The 19,055-nt window shown below is 37.3% G+C and carries 16 protein-coding genes; 9 read left to right on the top strand and 7 right to left on the bottom strand.

The features are described from left to right. Positions 1–11: 11 nt before the first annotated feature. The gene (locus tag ACTJIV_RS00315) at positions 12–734 is read right to left on the bottom strand and encodes a hypothetical protein (protein ID WP_223557811.1); all 723 of its coding nucleotides are present in this window, start codon (positions 732–734) and stop codon (positions 12–14) included. A 47-nt stretch (positions 735–781) separates the two neighbouring features. Between ACTJIV_RS00315 and ACTJIV_RS00320 the strand changes: the two genes are divergently transcribed. Then, a complete protein-coding gene (locus ACTJIV_RS00320) occupies positions 782–1,759 on the top strand; it encodes an aminodeoxychorismate synthase component I (protein WP_440624909.1) in 978 nt (325 codons plus the stop codon). Further along, the gene (locus ACTJIV_RS00325) at positions 1,743–2,369 is read left to right on the top strand and encodes an aminotransferase class IV (RefSeq protein WP_440624911.1); all 627 of its coding nucleotides are present in this window, start codon (positions 1,743–1,745) and stop codon (positions 2,367–2,369) included. Before ACTJIV_RS00320 ends, ACTJIV_RS00325 begins: the two co-directional genes overlap by 17 nt. Here the strand turns inward: ACTJIV_RS00325 and menD are convergent. Continuing rightward, the gene (menD, locus tag ACTJIV_RS00330; RefSeq protein ID WP_111953743.1) at positions 2,366–4,042 is read right to left on the bottom strand and encodes a 2-succinyl-5-enolpyruvyl-6-hydroxy-3-cyclohexene-1-carboxylic-acid synthase; all 1,677 of its coding nucleotides are present in this window, start codon (positions 4,040–4,042) and stop codon (positions 2,366–2,368) included. The two genes, ACTJIV_RS00325 and menD, sit on opposite strands and share 4 nt — an antisense overlap. Before the next feature lie 84 nt (positions 4,043–4,126). Between menD and ACTJIV_RS00335 the strand changes: the two genes are divergently transcribed. Together ACTJIV_RS00335 and ACTJIV_RS00340 are read left to right on the top strand one after the other, a co-directional pair. After that, positions 4,127–5,077, top strand: a complete 951-nt coding sequence (locus tag ACTJIV_RS00335; protein WP_111953745.1) for an isopenicillin N synthase family dioxygenase — start codon at positions 4,127–4,129, stop codon at positions 5,075–5,077. A 177-nt stretch (positions 5,078–5,254) separates the two neighbouring features. Continuing rightward, a complete protein-coding gene (locus ACTJIV_RS00340) occupies positions 5,255–5,416 on the top strand; it encodes a bacteriocin-like protein (protein ID WP_167409392.1) in 162 nt (53 codons plus the stop codon). An 84-nt stretch (positions 5,417–5,500) separates the two neighbouring features. On the opposite strand, the gene ACTJIV_RS00345 is transcribed toward ACTJIV_RS00340, so the two are convergent. Further along, positions 5,501–6,547 (bottom strand): PA0069 family radical SAM protein, encoded by a 1,047-nt coding sequence (locus tag ACTJIV_RS00345; protein WP_440624914.1) that lies wholly within the window; start codon positions 6,545–6,547, stop codon positions 5,501–5,503. 119 nt (positions 6,548–6,666) lie between these two features. Next, positions 6,667–6,861 carry a hypothetical protein gene (locus tag ACTJIV_RS00350; RefSeq protein WP_111953749.1) on the bottom strand — a complete coding sequence of 65 codons (195 nt, stop codon included), beginning with the start codon at positions 6,859–6,861 and terminating at the stop codon, positions 6,667–6,669. A gap of 173 nt (positions 6,862–7,034) precedes the next feature. Between ACTJIV_RS00350 and ACTJIV_RS00355 the strand changes: the two genes are divergently transcribed. Further along, positions 7,035–7,385, top strand: a complete 351-nt coding sequence (locus tag ACTJIV_RS00355; RefSeq protein ID WP_336378062.1) for a hypothetical protein — start codon at positions 7,035–7,037, stop codon at positions 7,383–7,385. A 57-nt stretch (positions 7,386–7,442) separates the two neighbouring features. Here ACTJIV_RS00355 and ACTJIV_RS00360 read toward each other — a convergent pair whose 3' ends face one another. Genes ACTJIV_RS00360 through ACTJIV_RS00370 form a run of 3 tightly spaced genes read right to left on the bottom strand, consistent with a single transcriptional unit; the run spans position 7,443 to position 12,022 of the window. Beyond that, positions 7,443–10,091 (bottom strand): hypothetical protein, encoded by a 2,649-nt coding sequence (locus ACTJIV_RS00360; RefSeq protein WP_336378061.1) that lies wholly within the window; start codon positions 10,089–10,091, stop codon positions 7,443–7,445. A gap of 37 nt (positions 10,092–10,128) precedes the next feature. Continuing rightward, entirely contained in the window at positions 10,129–10,926 is a 798-nt protein-coding gene (locus ACTJIV_RS00365) for a DUF2797 domain-containing protein (RefSeq protein WP_111953755.1), read from the bottom strand. Positions 10,927–10,963: 37 nt separating this feature from the next. Next, positions 10,964–12,022 carry a DUF389 domain-containing protein gene (locus ACTJIV_RS00370; RefSeq protein WP_111953757.1) on the bottom strand — a complete coding sequence of 353 codons (1,059 nt, stop codon included), beginning with the start codon at positions 12,020–12,022 and terminating at the stop codon, positions 10,964–10,966. Positions 12,023–12,098: 76 nt separating this feature from the next. On the opposite strand from ACTJIV_RS00370, the gene ACTJIV_RS00375 reads away from it, so the two are divergent. The 4 genes from ACTJIV_RS00375 (at position 12,099) to ACTJIV_RS00390 (ending at position 19,028) form a co-directional block, all read left to right on the top strand. Next, positions 12,099–13,121, top strand: a complete 1,023-nt coding sequence (locus tag ACTJIV_RS00375) for a GDP-mannose 4,6-dehydratase (RefSeq protein WP_336378059.1) — start codon at positions 12,099–12,101, stop codon at positions 13,119–13,121. A gap of 143 nt (positions 13,122–13,264) precedes the next feature. Then, the gene (locus tag ACTJIV_RS00380) at positions 13,265–13,486 is read left to right on the top strand and encodes a DUF2795 domain-containing protein (RefSeq protein ID WP_002662059.1); all 222 of its coding nucleotides are present in this window, start codon (positions 13,265–13,267) and stop codon (positions 13,484–13,486) included. Between the two features lie 127 nt (positions 13,487–13,613). After that, entirely contained in the window at positions 13,614–16,688 is a 3,075-nt protein-coding gene (gene secA / locus ACTJIV_RS00385; protein ID WP_111953761.1) for a preprotein translocase subunit SecA, read from the top strand. A 153-nt stretch (positions 16,689–16,841) separates the two neighbouring features. Beyond that, positions 16,842–19,028 (top strand): TonB-dependent siderophore receptor, encoded by a 2,187-nt coding sequence (locus tag ACTJIV_RS00390; protein WP_111953763.1) that lies wholly within the window; start codon positions 16,842–16,844, stop codon positions 19,026–19,028. Positions 19,029–19,055 lie beyond the last annotated feature (27 nt).

Genomic DNA, 19,055 nt, shown 5'->3' on the forward strand with positions numbered 1-19,055 from the left:
CTTTTGAAAGTTTAACTTTTTTCCGAGAAAATCGTTTTATACAGTGAGTAAATCATTGCGTTCCAAAACGGAAACGTAAAGAGTCCGCCTATAAAAAATAATGCAAACCCAATAAACTTAAAGAAAATCGCAACAATAACGCAGACCAGTATTTCTAAAAAATATTTTCTTAAAGCCTGAAGATTCAGTGAAACAGCTTCGAAAATCCGTTTATTGTTAAAAAACATCAGTGGGGCAACAAAAATGGTGACAAATACCCATATAACAGCAAGGATAATAGTCTGAAATGTATAGACATAGACAAATGACCAGAAAATATAATATCCTATATATTTGAAAAAATTAAACCCATTGTATCCTACAAGCAGATCTCCAAGTTCCAGTTTTTCATTCATATCAATTTTCCTGTAAATCTGATAAAACCCAATATTAAGGGGATAAAGAAAAATAGAAGTTCCGATAATAGCCCAGGAAAAATATTGGAATCCCGGATTGGACTGCATTTTTACGATCTGCGCAGAATACGCTTCCATGCCATCTTTTGCATATTTCGCCGCTTCTGCATATTGGGCTAAAATACCATACTTCCCATCAAAGAAGAAAAGCACCGTAAAAAAGATCCCAAAATAAAAAATTGAAAATATTAATTGAAAGAAAAGAGTCTTATTCCAATAGAAAAAAGCCTGCTTCAGTATAAAATCTATTCCTGGTTTCTGAGGATATCTGCTCTGCATTAAAAAAATTTTACACAAAAGTAATCATCATTAATTATTTTTGCAGGATGTTTTCAATGAATCATCAAAAATTTATGGAAATGGACGAACTTTCCCTTCAGAAGGTTCCGTACTTTTTCATGATCGATTTCCTTTCGGAGAATATAGAAATCTATAGAGAAAATGAAATTAATAAATCAGGCTTGTTAGTTGATTTTCAGCAACTATCAAACTCAAAACAGAAACACACCCTCAATAAAAAAATTGAATGGGAATCATTTCCGGAAACGCTGGAAAGCTTTAAAAAAGGATTTGATAAGGTTCAGAAAAATATTCGTCTGGGAAATTCTTATCTTGTCAATTATACAAGAAAGACTAGGATTCAGACCAATTTAAGCCTCGAAGAAATTTTTTATCACTCAAATGCGAAGTATAAAGTGTTTTATAAAGATTTTTTTGTATTTTTTTCTCCTGAAACTTTTGTAAAGATTATTGACGGCAAAATTTTGACTTATCCAATGAAAGGTACTATTGATGCATCATTGGAAAACGCGGCTGAAGTTTTGAAAAACGACAAAAAAGAAAAAGCGGAGCATTATACTGTTGTGGATCTTCTCCGGAATGATCTCAGCATGGTTGCAGATAATGTGAAAGTTGACCAGTTCCAACATATAGACCTCATCAGGACACAGCAAAAAGACCTGTATGCGATGAGTTCTGAAATTTCAGGAAATATAAAGCCTGAGTTTGCAGGAAAAGTAGGCAGCATGATGGAAAAACTGCTTCCCGCCGGGTCAATCCTCGGCGCTCCAAAGCCGAGAACACTGGAAATAATCTTAGATGCGGAAGGATATGACAGGGGTTATTATACCGGAGTATGCGGCTGGTTTGACGGTGAAAACCTTGACAGCTGTGTGATGATACGCTTTATTGAAAAAGAGGGAGACCTGCTTTATTTCAAAAGCGGTGGCGGTATAACGCATATGAGCAAGTTAGAAGACGAATATCAGGAAATGAAAAATAAAATCTATGTCCCAATTCATTGAAAGCATAAAAGTAGAAGATCAGGAGATTTTTCTTCTGGAACTACATCAAAAACGTATCAACCAGACTTTTGCCCATTTCGGGAAAGAGGGCTCTATTGATCTGGCCAAGATCTTCAAAAATCTCGAACATAATGAGGACGGTCTTTTCAAACTGAGACTTTCCTATGACCTTGATAAAAGAGTACGGACGATGATGATTCCATACGCTATTCCTGAGATACAGAGCTTCCAGCTGGTTGAAAACAACAGCTTTGACTATTCTTTCAAATTTGAAGACCGTAAGGAACTGGACAAGATGAAAATGAAATCAAAAGCTGAAGAGATCATCATTGTTAAAAACAACCACATCACTGACACTTCTTTTTCTAATATTCTTTTCTTAAAAGGTAAGGACTGGTTTACGCCGGCTACTTATCTGCTGAACGGAGTACAGAGGCAGAATCTTCTAAAGCATAAAAAGATAAAAGAAACTGAAATCACACTTCAGAACATTAAGCAGTTTTCTCATTTTCAACTGATTAATGCTCTGAATGATTTTGATGACATGTTTATTTATCCTATTGACAAGATTACAAATTTACCGGGGAACGAAGAATATCTTGATCTTTAATTCCCTTTCATGAACTCAAAATAAGCTTTCTGAACATCTGCGCTGTTTTTCCCGTATGTATTTACCTCAAGGATTTTCGGCTGCAGATCAGGTTTGAAAAAATTCTCCAGCACACGGTCCAGCGTAGGCTCATCTTCCACTTTGATGTAGGAGAAACCGAAATGTTTTGCTAAATGTTCAGCATGTTTGCGGTGTTTTGTCGCTATAAATTCGTCTAAAGTATTGGGATTGGCATTACCCGGTCCCGGAATAATTTTAAAAATATTTCCTTCCCCGTTATTGAAAATAATAATTCTTACAAATGGTGGAATATATTGGTTCCAAAGCCCGTTGATATCATAGAAAAAGCCTAAATCTCCTGTAATAAGCAGGGTTGGATTTGCATTTTTTATGGCAAAACCCATTGCCGTAGAAGTAGAGCCATCTATACCACTTGTTCCTCTGTTACAGTACATTTTCCTTTTTCCAAAATCAAAGAGCTGTGCATATCTGATCGCGGAGGAATTACTGAAATGGATATTGTAATTTTCAGGAATGGTCTGTGAAGCTTTATTAAAGAAATAAAAATCCGAAAATTCAGCTTTATTCAGGAATTGTTCATGTTTAGCATCTTTTTTATCCCTTAGAACGTCCCAAAGATTAAAATAGGGTCTAGGTTCAAGGTTGATGAATTTCAGAAGTTTGGAAAAGAAAACCTCCGGCTTCACTTCAATCTTTTCAGTCAGAGAGAAATAGGTATCCGGCTGCCACACTTCATCCAGGTGCCAATGTTGTTTCGGGCGGGCACTTCTCAGGAATTGTTTTACTTTTTTGGAAACAACATTCTGACCTACCGTAATCAGAAGATCCGGAGCATAGGTTTTATAATCCTCTTCAGTAAAATTAAAAATATAACGGTCAATATGCCTGAAAAACTTCTCATGATACAGATTAGAGTTAGCTTCACTCAATACAACAACAGAATGGTTTTTCACCAGTTGTGTTAATTGATTTTCCAGCTCCGGGCTGTGATCTTTGGTCCCCACAAGAATCATAATTCTCTGGGACGTATGCCAGTCTGCGATTAAATTGGATGGCACCTCATATTCCTTATGCCTGATCGTTTTTTCAACGGAGGGAAAAGAGGGAAGCTCTGAAACCAGCTCATATAAAGGCTCTTCCAACGGAATATTGATGTGTACCGGTCCCTGTTTTTCAAAACAGAGCTCGATTGCTTTTTTAATAATGTCAAAATTAACATCCTCTGCATTTTCTTTACTGTCTTCCAAGAGCTGAAAGTCACCATAAGAATGCTGATGAAAAATATCCTTCTGCCTGATGGTTTGCCCGTCAAAAATATCTACAAAATCCGTAGGCCGGTCGGCGGTCAGGATCAAAAGCGGAACATTCTGATAGAAAGCTTCTGTAACTGCTGGATAGTAGTTGGCGACTGCAGAACCGCTGGTACATGTTATTGCCACAGGTTTTTTCTCACTTTTAGCCATTCCTATTCCTACAAAAGCTGCACTCCTTTCATCTACAATACTGTAACAGTTGAAAGCATCAATTTCCGAAAAATGAATCGCCAGGGGCGCATTTCTGGATCCCGGGGAAATGATAACATCTGAAATTCCGTACTGCTGAAGAAGATGGGCAAGTATCTGAATACTTCTCTTAGAAGAATATTTTTTCATACAGCAAATTTAACTGATAAATACTTATTTTAGAATTATTTCATTTAAAAAATATGTAATTTTGTGATTCGTAAATTTCTAAAAATGGATAAAATACCTAGTGTAGACCTGCGTGATTTCCTTTCGGACAACCCGGAACGCAAACAGAAATTTGTAAATGAAATCGGAAAAGCTTATGAAGAAATTGGTTTTGTTGCCTTAAAAGGCCATTTTCTTGATGATAAACTAGTAGATGAACTCTACGGAGAAGTTAAAAACTTTTTTGAACTCCCTGTAGAAACGAAGCAGAAGTATGAAATTCCAGGAATCGGTGGCCAGAGAGGTTACGTAGGATTCGGTAAAGAAACCGCTAAGGGTTTCAAAAAAGGTGATTTAAAAGAATTTTGGCATTTCGGACAGTATGTGTCTGATGATTCAAAATACAAATCCGAGTATCCTGACAACGTGATCGTTGATGAGCTTCCAAAATTCAATGAAGTAGGTAAAGAAGCCTATCAAATGCTCGAAAAAACAGGCCAGTATGTATTAAGAGCTTTAGCTTTGTATCTTGGTCTGGACGAGTTTTATTTTGACGATAAAATCGCTGAAGGAAACTCTATTTTAAGACCCATCCACTATCCGCCAATTACCCAGGAACCGGATGATGCGGTAAGAGCTGCTGCTCATGGAGACATTAACCTGATCACTCTTTTGATGGGATCTCAGGGAAAAGGCCTTCAGGTTCAAAACCACAACGGAGAATGGATCGATGCGATTGCTGAACCGGATGAATTAATGATCAATGTTGGAGATATGCTGTCAAGACATACCAACAACAAATTGAAATCTACTATTCACAGAGTGGTTAACCCTCCAAGAGAATTATGGGGAACATCAAGATATTCTATTCCGTTCTTTATGCATCCGGTGAGCGAAATGTCATTGAATGCTCTTGAAAACTGTATTGATGAAAACAATCCGAAGCTGTATGAAGATACAACTGCAGGAGAATTTTTACATGAAAGACTTATTGAATTAGGACTTATCAAAAAGTAATATAAAAAAGTCAATAATTGATCTGTATTCCGGGTACCAGTAGGATACCCTTCAGATTAATTATTGACTTTTATTTTTATATCACAAATTTTTAATATTAAAATCTACCATACCTTATTTTAGTTAAAAATATTTTAATTATCTTTACTTTAATATCAAATTTTTAATTAAAACAGTATGAAAAATTTAAAAAAACTAAACAAAGGCCAGTTAAAAAGCATCTCAGGAGCAGGAGCAATTAAGCTTCCGGAACCGGAATTCTGTATGTATTATTGCAGCGGAACTGTAATCTGTGCAGCTTGCAGCGATGATTTCCAATGTCCGGATGACTCTATGTAATTTTGAAATCAAAAACGAATAAGAAAACCGTTCCTTTTGGAGCGGTTTTTATTTAAGAAAGACTTTAGCTAAAACTCTTTAAATTCAATCGAACAGCCTCAATTGCTGATCTTTGGCTCCGGTAAAATTCGCTGTAGACAGTTTGGGAAATTCGTTTCCGTCAAAAAATTTCTTTCTCCCGATTTTGAATGTATTGTGAATCATTTCAGCGATATTCCCCTCTCCTCTCTGTCTTTCAAAATATCTTTTGTCGCCCAGTTTCCCCCCTCGCATAGATCGGATAAGATTTAAAACCTTTTGTGCCCTGTCCGGGAAATGGGTTTCTATCCAATTGACAAAAACAGGCTCTACCGTATCATTGAGCCTTACCAACGTATACCCGAAGCTTAAGGCTCCTGCATCGGAAATAGCTTTTAAAATGCTTAACGGCTCATCACTGTTCAGCCCGGGAATAATGGGTGCCACCATGACATGCACGGGAATTTTGTTTTCTGTAAGAATCTCTACAGCCTTCAGTTTATTCGGAGCCGAGCTTGTTCTCGGTTCCATTTTCCGCCTAAGCTCTTCATTAATAGTAGGTATACTAAGTGACACAGAAACCAGGTTCTGCTCTGCCATAGGTTTTAGAATATCCAGGTCTCTCAGAACAAGCGCGTTTTTTGTCAGAATATTAACTGGATGTCTGTAATCCAGGCAGACCTGAAGTAGTTTTCGGGTGATTTCAAACTGCCTTTCTGCAGGCTGATAGCAGTCGGTGTTTCCGGAAAGAAGGATAGGTGCTGGTCTGTAACCTCTTTTCTGAAAAAATTTCTCTAACAGTTCCGGAGCATTTTTCTTTACCATGATCTTTCTTTCAAAATCAATTCCGGCACTATAGCCCCAATATTCATGGGTGGGTCTTGCAAAGCAATAGGAACATCCGTGTTCGCAGCCCTGATACGGATTCATGGAATATTCCATGGGCAGGTCTTCGCTTTTCACCTGATTCACAATGGTTTTCGGAAAAACTTCCGTAAAAGAAGTTTTTACGGTTTCGAAATCTTCATCATCCGGCTCATAGGTATACCTGTCGAAACGGTTGATCACGTTTCGCTGCGCTCCTTGTCCTTTTATGAATTTTTCGTTCTGCATTGTGATGTAAAATTAAAGTGGATTTCTTATAAAATATAAGTTTTAACATTAAAGTTATCCACAAAAAATCCGGCCCCTTTGACAGAGCCGGATTTAACATAATTAAATATATTCTTTTACTACTTCAGTGCATAAAATTCCACTCCGTGATATTCATCATCGTGGTTTTTTTCATCAAAATGTCTGTGATAATCCGAATAGGTATCACTATATTTTTTATCTTTTTTAGTCAATATCTTTTTTATTCCAATAAAACCTAATACTGCCAAAAGACCAACTCCCCCTGCCAGTAAAACGCCAACTTCTTTTTTCATATTTTGTCCAATTTATTAAAGTAGTTATTGCAAAAAGTATACCTATTTTATTTTTTTGAATTATAAATTTTGTTAACATTCAGCATTATTTTAATCAAAGATGTAATTGTCTTTTTATGTAAATTTGACAAATCAATGGTTTAATTATTGTAGTAGTTTAAGAAAATAATATTATGGATAATTCAGAAAATAACGACAGGATGACAACTTTGAGCCAGGTCATGAATACTCTTGCAGGAAGAGGAATACACAGAGAATTCAGAATGAATGAGGCCTGCGAAATGAAATTTGAAAATTCAGAAAAAATATACCAGCCGTCAGAGCTGACCATTTTAAAAACTTACCGTTTTGAAGGAGACAGCAATCCGGATGATAGCGCAGTATTGTACGTTGTAAAGGATAATGAAGGAAACCGAGGAATGATTATAGACTCTTACGGGGCAGACAGCAACTATCCGGGAGAAGAATTTGATAAATTTTTAAGAGACATTCCTATTCTGGAAAGTGATGAATTTAACTTTTAGCGGCTTAAAGATTAAATCCAGAAATAACAACTTTATCCCTTAAGATATATCCCGGAACTATTCAGTTACGGGTTTTTCTTTTTTCTTAAAAACTCCTTTCAGGAAGCCTTTCTTTTCCTTTTTCTGTGGCTTAGGCTCTTCTTTTTTTGCTTTAATATCCTGTTTCAGTTCTTTTACTGTTTGTTTTACTTCTTTTACAGAAGAAACGGCATCTTTTACGGTTTTCTCGGTTTTATCAATATTCACACCTATTAAAGTCTTCTTCAGCCCCTGCTCAATTCCTTTCCAGAAAAGATTGAAGAATGATTTTGTAGGGTCTCTTTCAACATTTTCCACTGCAACGGCTTCAGGAAATTTTTCGGAGTCGGATCTTATAAAGAGATTGGCAACAGCAGTCAGTACACCCTTTTTCTCATGATTATCCTTATTTAGAACGGCAATTTTGAGATCTTTATGTTTCAGGTTGAATGTTCCGTGTATTCCTGCAGGATTTCCTTTGAAATTAAATAACATTTGCTGAATTGTTCCAGAAGTTGCCGTGACATGAAGGTAAGGTCTGATAAACGGATTAATTCCGCCTGCAGGAAGATTGGTTGTTTTCCCGGAAATTGAAAATGCATCGGTATGATCTGCCACATCAAAGCCCCAATTGACAGAAAGCGGCGCCAGGTTCATAAACGAGCAGTTGATGTTGATATCTACTTTTGTAGATCTTTCTTTTGTTTTGGCAGAATTAAGGTTTTTAACGTTCATATTAAAACTGCTGAACGTCAGTTTTCCGGGCCCTGCACTTTCCGGAGTGTCTTCTTCATAGACCAGAACTGAATTTTTCAGGTCAAGGTTATTAACGGTCATTGGAATTTTTATAGACCTTAGCAACCTGGAATACAAAGGTTTTATTTTAGGATCATCTTTGGGAATCTTACTTCTGAAAATATTGGCATTTGCAGCAAGAACAGTCACATTGGAAGCATTGATGGATTTATTATCCGAAAACAGGTCCCAGCTTCCGTCTGCCGTTACCTGTGTCGCCTTGAGGTCGTACAAATCCCGCTCAACAGGTATCATTCTGATAAACTGTGCTCTTGAAACGAGAGGCTTCATCGCAAAGTTATTGATCTGAATTTTATTTTTATTTAATTTTAAAAGACTGGCGCTTAAATTATAAAATTGTGTTTTATAAGCGAAGTTCCGGGTTGTGAGGAAATAGTCTCTAATTTTGAAAGAAAGTCCTTGCCCATTAGGTTTTCGAGCTATTTCAATGGCATTGACAGTCGCATTGAGGTCATGAAATGCCAATGGCTGCATTCCTTTATCGTAAACAATATCAGAGTTTTTAAGAGTCATTTTCCGGACTATTACAGATTGTATTATTCCCTGGCCATGGTTCTTTTTCACTTTGCTTTCAGCAGCCTTAATCGTTCCGTTTATATTCTCAACAAGAACATCTTTAAGATCAAGATTAAGTTTTCTGTCAATAAATTCAAACTTATTAATGTTGAATGCAATATGGCTGGTTTTTAAATCCATAGAACCCTTCTCTGCCGCCATTGTTCCGGGAGAGAGGATCAGATTCCTGATTTCACCGCTTTTGGGGTTTAATGCAAAGCTCTCAACGGCAAAGTTCCGGTGATTTGAGTACTGTATATCCTTTCCTGAAAAATGGAAATCTTTATATCCAACAGGAATCACTTCTGCCGCAGTGACCTTATCAAACTTCAGCTGGTTGACTTTTACATTCAGTGTTTTTGCAAAAAACAGTCTGCTTCCGTCAGGTTTATTGACCAATACAGAGAGGCTGTTAAGTCTCACATCTTCCAGATTGATCTCAAAATTCATTTTTCTCTCAGCCTTTTGGGGTTTTATTCCGGTATTATATACATTAAGAACCGGATTTTGAAAATCAGCATTGGCCAGCGAAATTTTGTTCTTCTTTAAAACCACATCTTTAAAATCCATTTTTGGAATGGAAAACTCAAACAGTTTTGGTTTCTTGGGATAGAATCTTTTAAACTGTTCGAAAGAAAGCAGCGGAATCAGACGAAAATTTCCGACCGACATCTGTCCGTTTGACGTTGCAATATTGCTGATGGTAATGGCATAAACATTATCCGGACGAAAGAAAAAATTTCTCCCTTTGATATCATAACGGTCAAAAACTACCGGAAGCTTATCTTCTACAGACTCTTCGGTCATCTGGAGGTTTTCTACAAAAAGATCTAGATCCTTCACGGACAGAAATTTCTGTTTGGTATGCTTAAAAATATTGATGACCCCTTTATTGATCCTTATATTTTCAAACAAAACCGGATTTCGCTTTTTTCCCGTTTTATGGTCTACAGGTTGGGCAAGGCTGATATTTAAATTGGGTTTCGCCAGCAGAAGGTCAGATGAGCTGATTCTTTTATTGAAAACAGCATCATAAATTCCGAAACGGCTGATCTTTAGGGTATCAATTGTTCCCTGGAGCCCAATTACGTTGGTATTTTGGGGATCTTTGCTGTTTACCGTTATTCCTGCTACAAAAATATTTCCTGAACCAAGATCTACATCCAGTTTTTTATAGGAAACCTTATAGTCGGTATTATTCTTTATATATTCAGGAAGCTGGGTTTTAAGCCAGATATTCAACCCGAAATTTGCAGCCAGAAGAATGACCAACAGAATTCCAAGGCCTATCAATAACTTTTTAACCCATTTATTCATATTTGTGATTTGGTTTTCGTTATTTTAAATATAAGGATTAATTTTTTATTTCCAGCTCAATTACATACCCCTCATGTCCCCTCACATTCATGAAATCTCCCCCTTGAAAACTTAAGTACTGTCCTTTGATACCGATAAGCTTTCCGGTAAACTCAGGTTTCTTATCCAGCGTGAAAGACGTTATTTTGGCTGGTTTTTCAAAAGGATAATCGAATTTCCATAAGTTTTCTCCTTCGCTGTAGAACTTCTCGAAATCCTCAGGAAAATACTGCCTGATCTTCTGCTGGAAATCGGCAAGGTCTATTTCGCCTTCAAAATCATCCTGAAGCATTTTTTTCCAGTTTGTTTTATCAGGAAGATGCTCTTTTAAAGCAACTTCTATCATTCCTGCTTCATAACGGTTCTCTGTTCTGGCGATCGGAAGGGCAAAAGTGGCCCCCTGATCGATCCATCTCGTCGGGATCTGGTTATTTCTCGTTACACCAACTTTTACATCCCCGGTATAAGCAAGATATACGGTATGAGGCTGCAGTTGGATTTGTTTTTCCACTTCCAGGTCACGTTCAGCAACCCCCAAGTGAGCCGTAGAAAGCTCAGGCCGTATAATTGTATCACTGGCGTAAGGACTTTCAAAGAAGCAGTTTTTACAGAACCCCATTCTATAAACAGGTTTATTTTCTCCGCAGTTAACACATTGAAATCCGGTGTGTTTTACCCTCAATTCTTTTCCGAACAGCTCATTCATATGGATAAGGTCTCCCGAAAGATTGAGATAATATTGAATTGGCTGTGCATCGAAACTCGTCATTTTTAAAATTTGCCCTTGAAACTGCATAATTGTTCTGTTTATCGTAAATATATTAAAATTAAATTTATTTGATTTTATTCTGTGATTTGATCCTGTCTATTTCTTCTTTCAGCGCTGTTATCTGACTCTGAAGTTTTTGCATTTCCGGATTTTCAGAACTTCTCACCCCTGGTGAATATTGCCAAATCAAGTGAATATCTTTTACCAGCTCATTGTGGGCATCCAGTCTTTTTTTACTAATCGTGACACTGTCATTCAAAAGTGTTATCTTCAAAAAGTCCTGATCATTTTCTTTAAATGCCTCATAGCTGATAATAGCCAGCTCCGAATGGTTTTCTTTAATATTTTTAATATAATTTTCTGCACGCTCCTTTAGCTTTTCCTTTTCCCATTTCTTTTTTGTAAGTAGAATACTGGGAATTAAGATAACGATTGAAAGTAAACTGATGAAACCAGAAATTTTACGGTTGTGAGATCTATCCTTTATTCTGTAATATCTTTGATACCCTAAAAATATACTTAATATCCAGGTTCCTACTCCTATAAAAAAGCAATTGATAAGATAAAAATAAAAGCCTCCCCAAAAATACTCCCAATTTCCATTCGCTATTCCAAAACCAGCTGTACAAAGAGGCGGAATACATGCCGTGGAAACAGCAACACCCGCAATTACTTTTACAGCTTCTTTCCTTACAATTCCGAGGAACCAGGCCAGACCGCCCAATAAAGCCAGGAAACAATCAAAAATCGTAGCGGTCTTAAAACTTTCCAATTGAGAAGTCTCTGAATGAAAAGGGGAAACAAAAAAATACAGTGCGGAGGAACACATCGCAACAACAATCATCAGAACCCAATTGATAATGCCAAGTCTTATAAGCCTCCTGTTTCCTGTAGAAAGACCAAAGGCCATTCCTACAATTGGGCCCATTAACGGTGAAATAAGCATCGCACCAATAACAGCTGCTGAACTGTTGATATTCAGGCCTACACATGCAATTCCCATAGAAATTACCAGAAGCCATAAATTATGTCCCCGAAAATAAATTCCTTCTTCTATTTCCTGGAATGTAAATTCTTCATCTTCTTCCTTGGGTAATACAAATAGTTTTCGGAAATTGATCATGTATTATTCTTTCTGACAAAAGTATGAAAACAGCATTCAAGTATTATTAATAAATTTGCCTATTAAAAATCCACAAATGATTTATCTTGTAACTGGCGGAAGCGGCTTTATAGGTTCACACTTAATAGAACGATTATTAAGGAATGGACATTCTGTCATAAACGTTGACAATTTTGATAATTTCTATAATTATCAGACAAAAATTAAAAATACATTAGAGTCTATTGATAAAATTTCGGATTTTGAGTTTTCGGACAAAGAGACCGATATTACACATCTGGTTAGCCTTTCACAATCGGATAAATATCAGTTATATTATCAGGATATCCGTGATAAAAAGGGACTTGAAACTATTTTTAAAAATCACAAAATCGACCTTGTCATTCATCTTGCAGCCCTTGCAGGAGTACGTCCGTCCATTGAAAGGCCTCTGGAATATGAGGAAGTAAATGTACGTGGAACGATGAATCTTTGGGAACTCTGCAAAGAATTCAACATCAATAAATTCATATGCGCCTCTTCGTCAAGCGTTTATGGCAACAATGAAAAAACTCCGTTTTCAGAAGCAGATAATGTAGACCGCCCTATTTCACCTTATGCTGCAACCAAAAAAAGCGGCGAAATTTTGGGACACGTTTACCATAATCTGTATCATATAGACATGATCCAGCTTAGGTTCTTCACCGTATACGGCCCCAGACAGAGGCCGGATCTTGCCATCCATAAATTTACAAAACTGATCTCAGAAGGACAGGAAATACCATTCTATGGTGATGGAAATACAGCAAGAGACTACACTTATATTGATGATATTATCGACGGAATCACAAAATCCATTCTCTATTTAGAAACTCATTCCGGGGTTTACGAAATTATTAACCTAGGAGAAAGTGAGGTGATTACTTTATCAAAAATGCTTGGCACAATAGAAACCGCCCTGGGAATTTCTGCCATGAAGAAAAATCTGCCAATGCAGCCGGGAGATGTCCAGAAAACCTGTGCAGATATCACAAAAGCAAAGACATTAATTGGCTACAAACCAGACACAGACTTCCAAAATGGCATAAAAAAATTTGTGGAATGGTTTTTGAGAAAATGACATCATATAAGTTGCTGGCACAGCTGTAATGCAGCCTATGACGGGCAATGAACAAAAATTAATCAAAAAGAATTGAAAATCAAGTATAAAAAAGCGTATAATATAAGCTAATTTTATACTTTTGCAAAAAAAATCAGAAAATTATGTACTGGACATTAGAATTAGCCTCATACCTAAGTGACGCACCTTGGCCAATGACAAAAGCAGAACTTATTGACTATGCAATCAGAACTGGTGCACCAATGGAAGTAGTTGAAAACCTTCAGGCAATTGAAGACGAAGGAGAAATCTATGAATCTATCGAAGAGGTTTGGAGTGATTATCCTACCGACGAGGATTTCCTTTGGAACGAAGACGAATATTAATGAAAGCAATAAGCTTTGAGCGTCATGCTTAGAGCTTTTTTGCCCTTTTTTATATAAAACATTCACACGATAAGCGTGTCAGTAAAACGCTTAAAGCAATATGCTTTAAGCATAAAGCAAAAAATTTATGAGTTTTTTAAACAAAGTTCTTAAAGGGTTTTTGGGAGACAAAAAAGCGCAGGACCTAAAAGAAGTAAAAAAAGTTGTAACAAAAATCAAAGCTGTAGAACCAGCCATTCAACAGTTAACTGATGATGGGCTGAGAGAAAAAACTGCTGAATTTAAAGAGAACATAAAATCTTCAACCAGCAAAATAACAGCGCAGATAGAACAAATAAAAGAGCAGGTAAAAAATTCAACTAACGTAGATGAAAAAGAAGCTCTTTTCTCAAAGATTGAATCTCTGAAGAAAGAATCATACGACATTGAAGAGAAAGTTCTTGCTCAGGTTCTTCCTGAAGCTTTTGCCCTGGTAAAAGAAACAGCAAGAAGATGGGCCCAGAACGGAGGCATCCGTGTTAAAGCAACTGATTGGGACAGACAATTGGCTGCTGCGGGTAAAGATTTCGTAGAGATTCAGGGAGATACTGCAATCTGGAAAAGCTCATGGGACGCAGCCGGAACTCCTGTAGTTTGGGATATGGTCCATTATGATGTTCAGTTTATCGGAGGGGTTATTCTTCACAGCGGTAAAATTGCCGAAATGGCAACCGGTGAAGGTAAAACTTTGGTAGGAACATTGCCTATTTACTTAAATGCTCTTCCTGAAAGAGGGGTTCACGTAGTAACTGTAAACGACTATCTTGCGAAAAGAGACTCCGCATGGATGGGCCCTCTTTATCAGTTCCACGGAATGTCTATCGACTGTATCGATAACCACCAGCCGAACTCAGACGGAAGAAGAAAAGCATACAATTCAGATATTACCTACGGAACGAATAACGAATTCGGGTTCGATTATCTGAGAGACAACATGGTAACTTCACCTACAGAACTTGTGCAAAGAGAATTGAACTTTGCCATTGTGGATGAGGTAGATTCCGTATTGGTAGATGATGCTAGAACACCGTTGATTATTTCAGGTCCGGTTCCTCAGGGAGACAGACAGGAATTCGATGTTCTTAAACCTTCTATCGACAGAATTGTTGAAGTTCAGAAAAAAACAGTTTCCTCCATCTTTAATGAGGCGAAAAAATTAATCGCTGCAGGAAACACAAAAGAAGGAGGATTCAAATTGCTTCAGGCATACAGAGGTCTCCCTAAAAACAGACAGTTAATCAAATTCTTATCGGAAAGCGGAAACAGAGCATTGCTTCAAAAAACTGAGGCTCAATATATGCAGGACAACAACCGTGATATGCCGATTGTAGATAAAGATCTTTACTTTGTAATAGAAGAAAAGAACAATCAGGTAGATCTTACGGATAAAGGTGTTGAATACATGTCTCAGGGAAATGAAGATAACAATTTCTTCGTTCTTCCGGATATCGGGACAGAAATCGCAGAAGTTGAGGCTAAAAATTTATCTAAAGAAGAAGAATTTGAAGCTAAAGAAAAACTTTTCTCTGAATTCGCTGAAAAATCTGAGCGTGTACACACGATGAGCCAGCTGTTAAAAGCCTATACATTATTCGAAAAAGATGATGAGTATGTAGTTATTGACGGTGAAGTAAAGATTGTTGACGAGCAGACAGGCCGTATCATGGAGGGAAGACGTTATTCAGATGGTCTCCACCAGGCAATTGAAGCTAAAGAAAATGTAAAAATTGAAGCAGCTACACAGACCTTTGCAACGGTAACGCTTCAGAACTATTTCCGTATGTACAATAAGCTTGCGGGGATGACAGGTACTGCTGAAACAGAGGCGGGAGAGCTTTGGGAAATCTACAAATTAGATGTTGTGGTAATTCCTACCAACCGTCCTATCTTAAGACATGACAGACAGGATCTAGTTTTCAAAACTAACCGTGAAAAATATAACGCTGTAATCGAGGAAATTGAAAAATTAACAGCAGCAAAAAGACCTGTACTTGTAGGTACTACTTCTGTTGAAATCTCTCAGTTGCTTTCTAAAGCGCTTCAATTAAGAAAAATTCCACACCAGGTACTGAATGCGAAGCTTCACAAAAAAGAAGCAGAGATCGTTGCCGGAGCAGGACAGCCGGGAGTTGTAACGATTGCAACGAACATGGCAGGTCGTGGTACGGATATCAAGCTTACCAAAGAAGTAAAAGAAGCTGGTGGTTTAGCCATTATCGGTACGGAAAGACATGATTCAAGACGTGTAGACAGACAGCTTAGAGGTAGAGCGGGACGTCAGGGAGACCCTGGTAGTTCTCAGTTCTATGTATCTCTTGAAGATAACCTGATGCGTTTATTCGGTTCCGAGAGAATCGCAAAAATGATGGACAGAATGGGTCATAAGGAAGGTGAAGTTATTCAGCATTCTATGATCAGCAAGTCTATTGAAAGAGCTCAGAAGAAAGTGGAAGAAAACAACTTCGGGATCAGAAAAAGACTTCTTGAATATGATGACGTAATGAACAAGCAGCGTGACGTAATCTATAAAAGAAGAAAGAATGCCCTGTTCGGGGATCACCTGAAATATGACATTACGAACATGATTTTCGATGTTTCCAATTCAATTGTTGCTAAAGGAAAAGCTACAGGAAACTATAAGGATTTCGAATTTGATGTCATTAAGTTCTTCACTATGGAATCTCCGGTTTCTGAAAATGACTTCAAGAGCAAGCAGGTTCCTGAATTAACAGATCTTCTTTTCAAAGCAGCTCAGGAAGATTACAAAATGAAACTGAACTTACTGAAAGAGAAATCATTCCCTATCATTGAGAACGTATATCAAAACCAGGGTTCCATGTTCAAAATGATCCAGGTTCCTTTCACAGATGGTCACAAGACAATGACTATTGTTGCGGATCTTAAAGAAGCTTACGAAACTCAATGTGAAAGCCTGATCAATGATTTTGAAAAGAACATCACTTTATCCATCATTGATGAAAACTGGAAACTTCACCTTCGTGAAATGGATGACCTGAGAAGATCTTCACAGGGAGCTGTTTACGAACAGAAAGATCCACTGGTAATTTACAAACAGGAATCATTCCACTTATTCAGTGAAATGGTAGACAAGATGAACAAAGAAATTATTTCTTTCTTATACAAAGGAGAAATTCCGGCCTAAGAATTCAATAATAAAATCTTATAAAAACCCCGCTTCAGCAGTACTGAAGCGGGGTTTTGCTATTCATCAACTAATAATTTATGACAAATATCAATTTTATTATTTATTTAGAACAATTAAAAACAATATATTTGCAGAAAATTAGACTTATTCATGAAAAATGTACTGATCTGTGCCTCATTGTTAGGTTCTATCCTGGTTTTTTCTCAGGAAAAAGACACTATTAAATCTAATGATATCGAAGAGGTTGTTGTCAACGGAAGATATTATCAAAAATATAAACTTAACGAAGTCTCCGGATCATTAAGGCTACAGACTCCTCTTATAGAGCTGCCACAGAACGTACAGTCTATAAGTGGGCAGGTTCTGGCCGACCAGATCACTTTAAACATGTCCGAAGGAATTGTCCGTAACGTAAGTGGTGCCAGAAAAGTAGAACACTGGGACAATGTTTACTCAAACGTTTTCATGCGGGGAGCAAGTATCGCAACTTACATGAACGGAATGAATGTTTCTTCAACATGGGGCCCTATTAATCCTGATGCATCTATCATCGACAGAATAGAATTCGTAAAGGGACCTGCTGGTTTCATGGGATCTATGGGTGACCCTGCCGGGTTTTACAATGTAGTCACAAAAAAACCTACCGGAAAATTTGCCAACAGCGTAAGATTCACAACGGGAAGCTACAACCTTTTCAGAGGTGAAGCTGATCTTGACGGTGTTATTGTGAAGGATGGTGTTTTGGATTACCGTTTAAACTTAATGGGAAGCTCCAACAAATCATGGTCAGAAAATGATAAAACAAGCAAAATAATCATCGCTCCGTCTATTACATTCAGACCTACAAAAACAACAACATTCACGGCTCAGTATAATTATCAATATCTGAAATTCAACCAGCCGGGAGCATATTTAATGTCTAATGACGGCTATGCTTCGTTGAATGTTCATACCAATTTTAATGATCCGAACTTCAAAAAAACAGAAGTGAAAGATCAGAGTTTATTCTTAAGCCTGGATCAGAAATTATTCAAAGACTGGGTTTGGAGTACACAGTATGCCTATATGGATATGAATTATGATGGTGGCTCATGGTGGGGAACTTTTGACCCTGCTGATAAAAACATATTTAACAGGACTTTAAGCAACTGGCAGGCTGCCGGAAAAAACCACATATTCCAGACTTATTTAAGAGGAACTCTGAATACAGGAAATATCGTTCACAAAATTATTGCTGGATTTGATTATGGGAACAGAAAATATAACGCAGATTTTTCAGGGTATTCAAAAATTGTAAATGGAGTTGAGACTGCAATTTATCCAATTAATATTCAAAACCCTCAATATGGTGTAGATCCTTCTACATTACCGCCAGATAGTTTTTATACTTTAAACTCCGCAGCTCCTTTCTACAATGACCAAGGCGTAAAATATACCTCATATTATGCACAGGATCAGATAGAAATGTTCAATAACAAACTTCGTCTTACATTAGCAGGAAGATACACAAGCGGAACCACTTTCGCAGGATATCCTTACTACTCAGAAGGAAATATAGTTCCTAAAGATACAGCTGGTGAATTTACACCAAGAGTAGGATTAAGTTACTCTTTCAGTGATGATTTCTCTGCATATGGAGTTTTTGACAAGACTTTCGTTCCACAGTCGGCTATTCAATATTCAGAAACAAACCCTAAAGGTGTCCCTCTTACCACGCCTTTCAGAGGCCAAAACCTTGAAATCGGTATTAAAAAAGACTGGTTTGGCGGGAAATGGAATTCAACATTTGCTGTATATGATATAAGAAGACAAAATATATTTACATCTGATCCCGCCCGTCCAGGCAGTGGTCTTTCAGTAGCTACCGGTGAACAAAGAGCAAGAGGTTTCGAAGCTGACATTAAAGGAGAAATTATCAAGGGATTAAATGTTGTTATTAATTATGCCTATACAGATGCAAAAACAATTAAAGACAGTGATGCAGCAAAAATAGGTCAGCAGTCTCCCGGAAATGCCAAAAATGTACAGAATACCTGGTTAAGCTACAGATTTGAACATGGCAATTTAAAAGGATTTGGTATTTCAGCAGGTTATCAATATCAGGGAGGGAGACAGTCCTGGTTTGGAACAACGGCAAAGTATGATCAAAGCCTTGAAGATTATTTTGACACCAACTTCGGGATTTCTTATGTAGCAAAAAAATTCGATGTCAATCTATTGCTGAACAACGTTCTGAACAGAAAGCTTTACAGCGGGTATAGATCAGATGATGGCTCATACGCATGGATCTACAATGCTCCACGTAACTGGAGATTATCAATCGGATATAAATTTTAAATAATTAAAAGTTAGCCTTTGCGGAGG

The organism is Chryseobacterium sp. 22532 (genome assembly GCF_052044665.1).
Classification (GTDB): domain Bacteria; phylum Bacteroidota; class Bacteroidia; order Flavobacteriales; family Weeksellaceae; genus Chryseobacterium; species Chryseobacterium lathyri.

Excerpts from the sequence above, each read along its gene's own strand:
- ACTJIV_RS00315 (WP_223557811.1), bottom strand. The coding sequence starts at position 734 with ATGCAGAGCAGATATCCTCAGAAACCAGGAATAGATTTTATACTGAAG.
- ACTJIV_RS00320 (WP_440624909.1), top strand. The coding sequence starts at position 782 with ATGTTTTCAATGAATCATCAAAAATTTATGGAAATGGACGAACTTTCC.
- ACTJIV_RS00325 (WP_440624911.1), top strand. The coding sequence starts at position 1,743 with ATGTCCCAATTCATTGAAAGCATAAAAGTAGAAGATCAGGAGATTTTT.
- menD (WP_111953743.1), bottom strand. The coding sequence starts at position 4,042 with ATGAAAAAATATTCTTCTAAGAGAAGTATTCAGATACTTGCCCATCTT.
- ACTJIV_RS00335 (WP_111953745.1), top strand. The coding sequence starts at position 4,127 with ATGGATAAAATACCTAGTGTAGACCTGCGTGATTTCCTTTCGGACAAC.
- ACTJIV_RS00340 (WP_167409392.1), top strand. The coding sequence starts at position 5,255 with ATGAAAAATTTAAAAAAACTAAACAAAGGCCAGTTAAAAAGCATCTCA.
- ACTJIV_RS00345 (WP_440624914.1), bottom strand. The coding sequence starts at position 6,547 with ATGCAGAACGAAAAATTCATAAAAGGACAAGGAGCGCAGCGAAACGTG.
- ACTJIV_RS00350 (WP_111953749.1), bottom strand. The coding sequence starts at position 6,861 with ATGAAAAAAGAAGTTGGCGTTTTACTGGCAGGGGGAGTTGGTCTTTTG.
- ACTJIV_RS00355 (WP_336378062.1), top strand. The coding sequence starts at position 7,035 with ATGGATAATTCAGAAAATAACGACAGGATGACAACTTTGAGCCAGGTC.
- ACTJIV_RS00360 (WP_336378061.1), bottom strand. The coding sequence starts at position 10,091 with ATGAATAAATGGGTTAAAAAGTTATTGATAGGCCTTGGAATTCTGTTG.
- ACTJIV_RS00365 (WP_111953755.1), bottom strand. The coding sequence starts at position 10,926 with ATGCAGTTTCAAGGGCAAATTTTAAAAATGACGAGTTTCGATGCACAG.
- ACTJIV_RS00370 (WP_111953757.1), bottom strand. The coding sequence starts at position 12,022 with ATGATCAATTTCCGAAAACTATTTGTATTACCCAAGGAAGAAGATGAA.
- ACTJIV_RS00375 (WP_336378059.1), top strand. The coding sequence starts at position 12,099 with ATGATTTATCTTGTAACTGGCGGAAGCGGCTTTATAGGTTCACACTTA.
- ACTJIV_RS00380 (WP_002662059.1), top strand. The coding sequence starts at position 13,265 with ATGTACTGGACATTAGAATTAGCCTCATACCTAAGTGACGCACCTTGG.
- secA (WP_111953761.1), top strand. The coding sequence starts at position 13,614 with ATGAGTTTTTTAAACAAAGTTCTTAAAGGGTTTTTGGGAGACAAAAAA.
- ACTJIV_RS00390 (WP_111953763.1), top strand. The coding sequence starts at position 16,842 with ATGAAAAATGTACTGATCTGTGCCTCATTGTTAGGTTCTATCCTGGTT.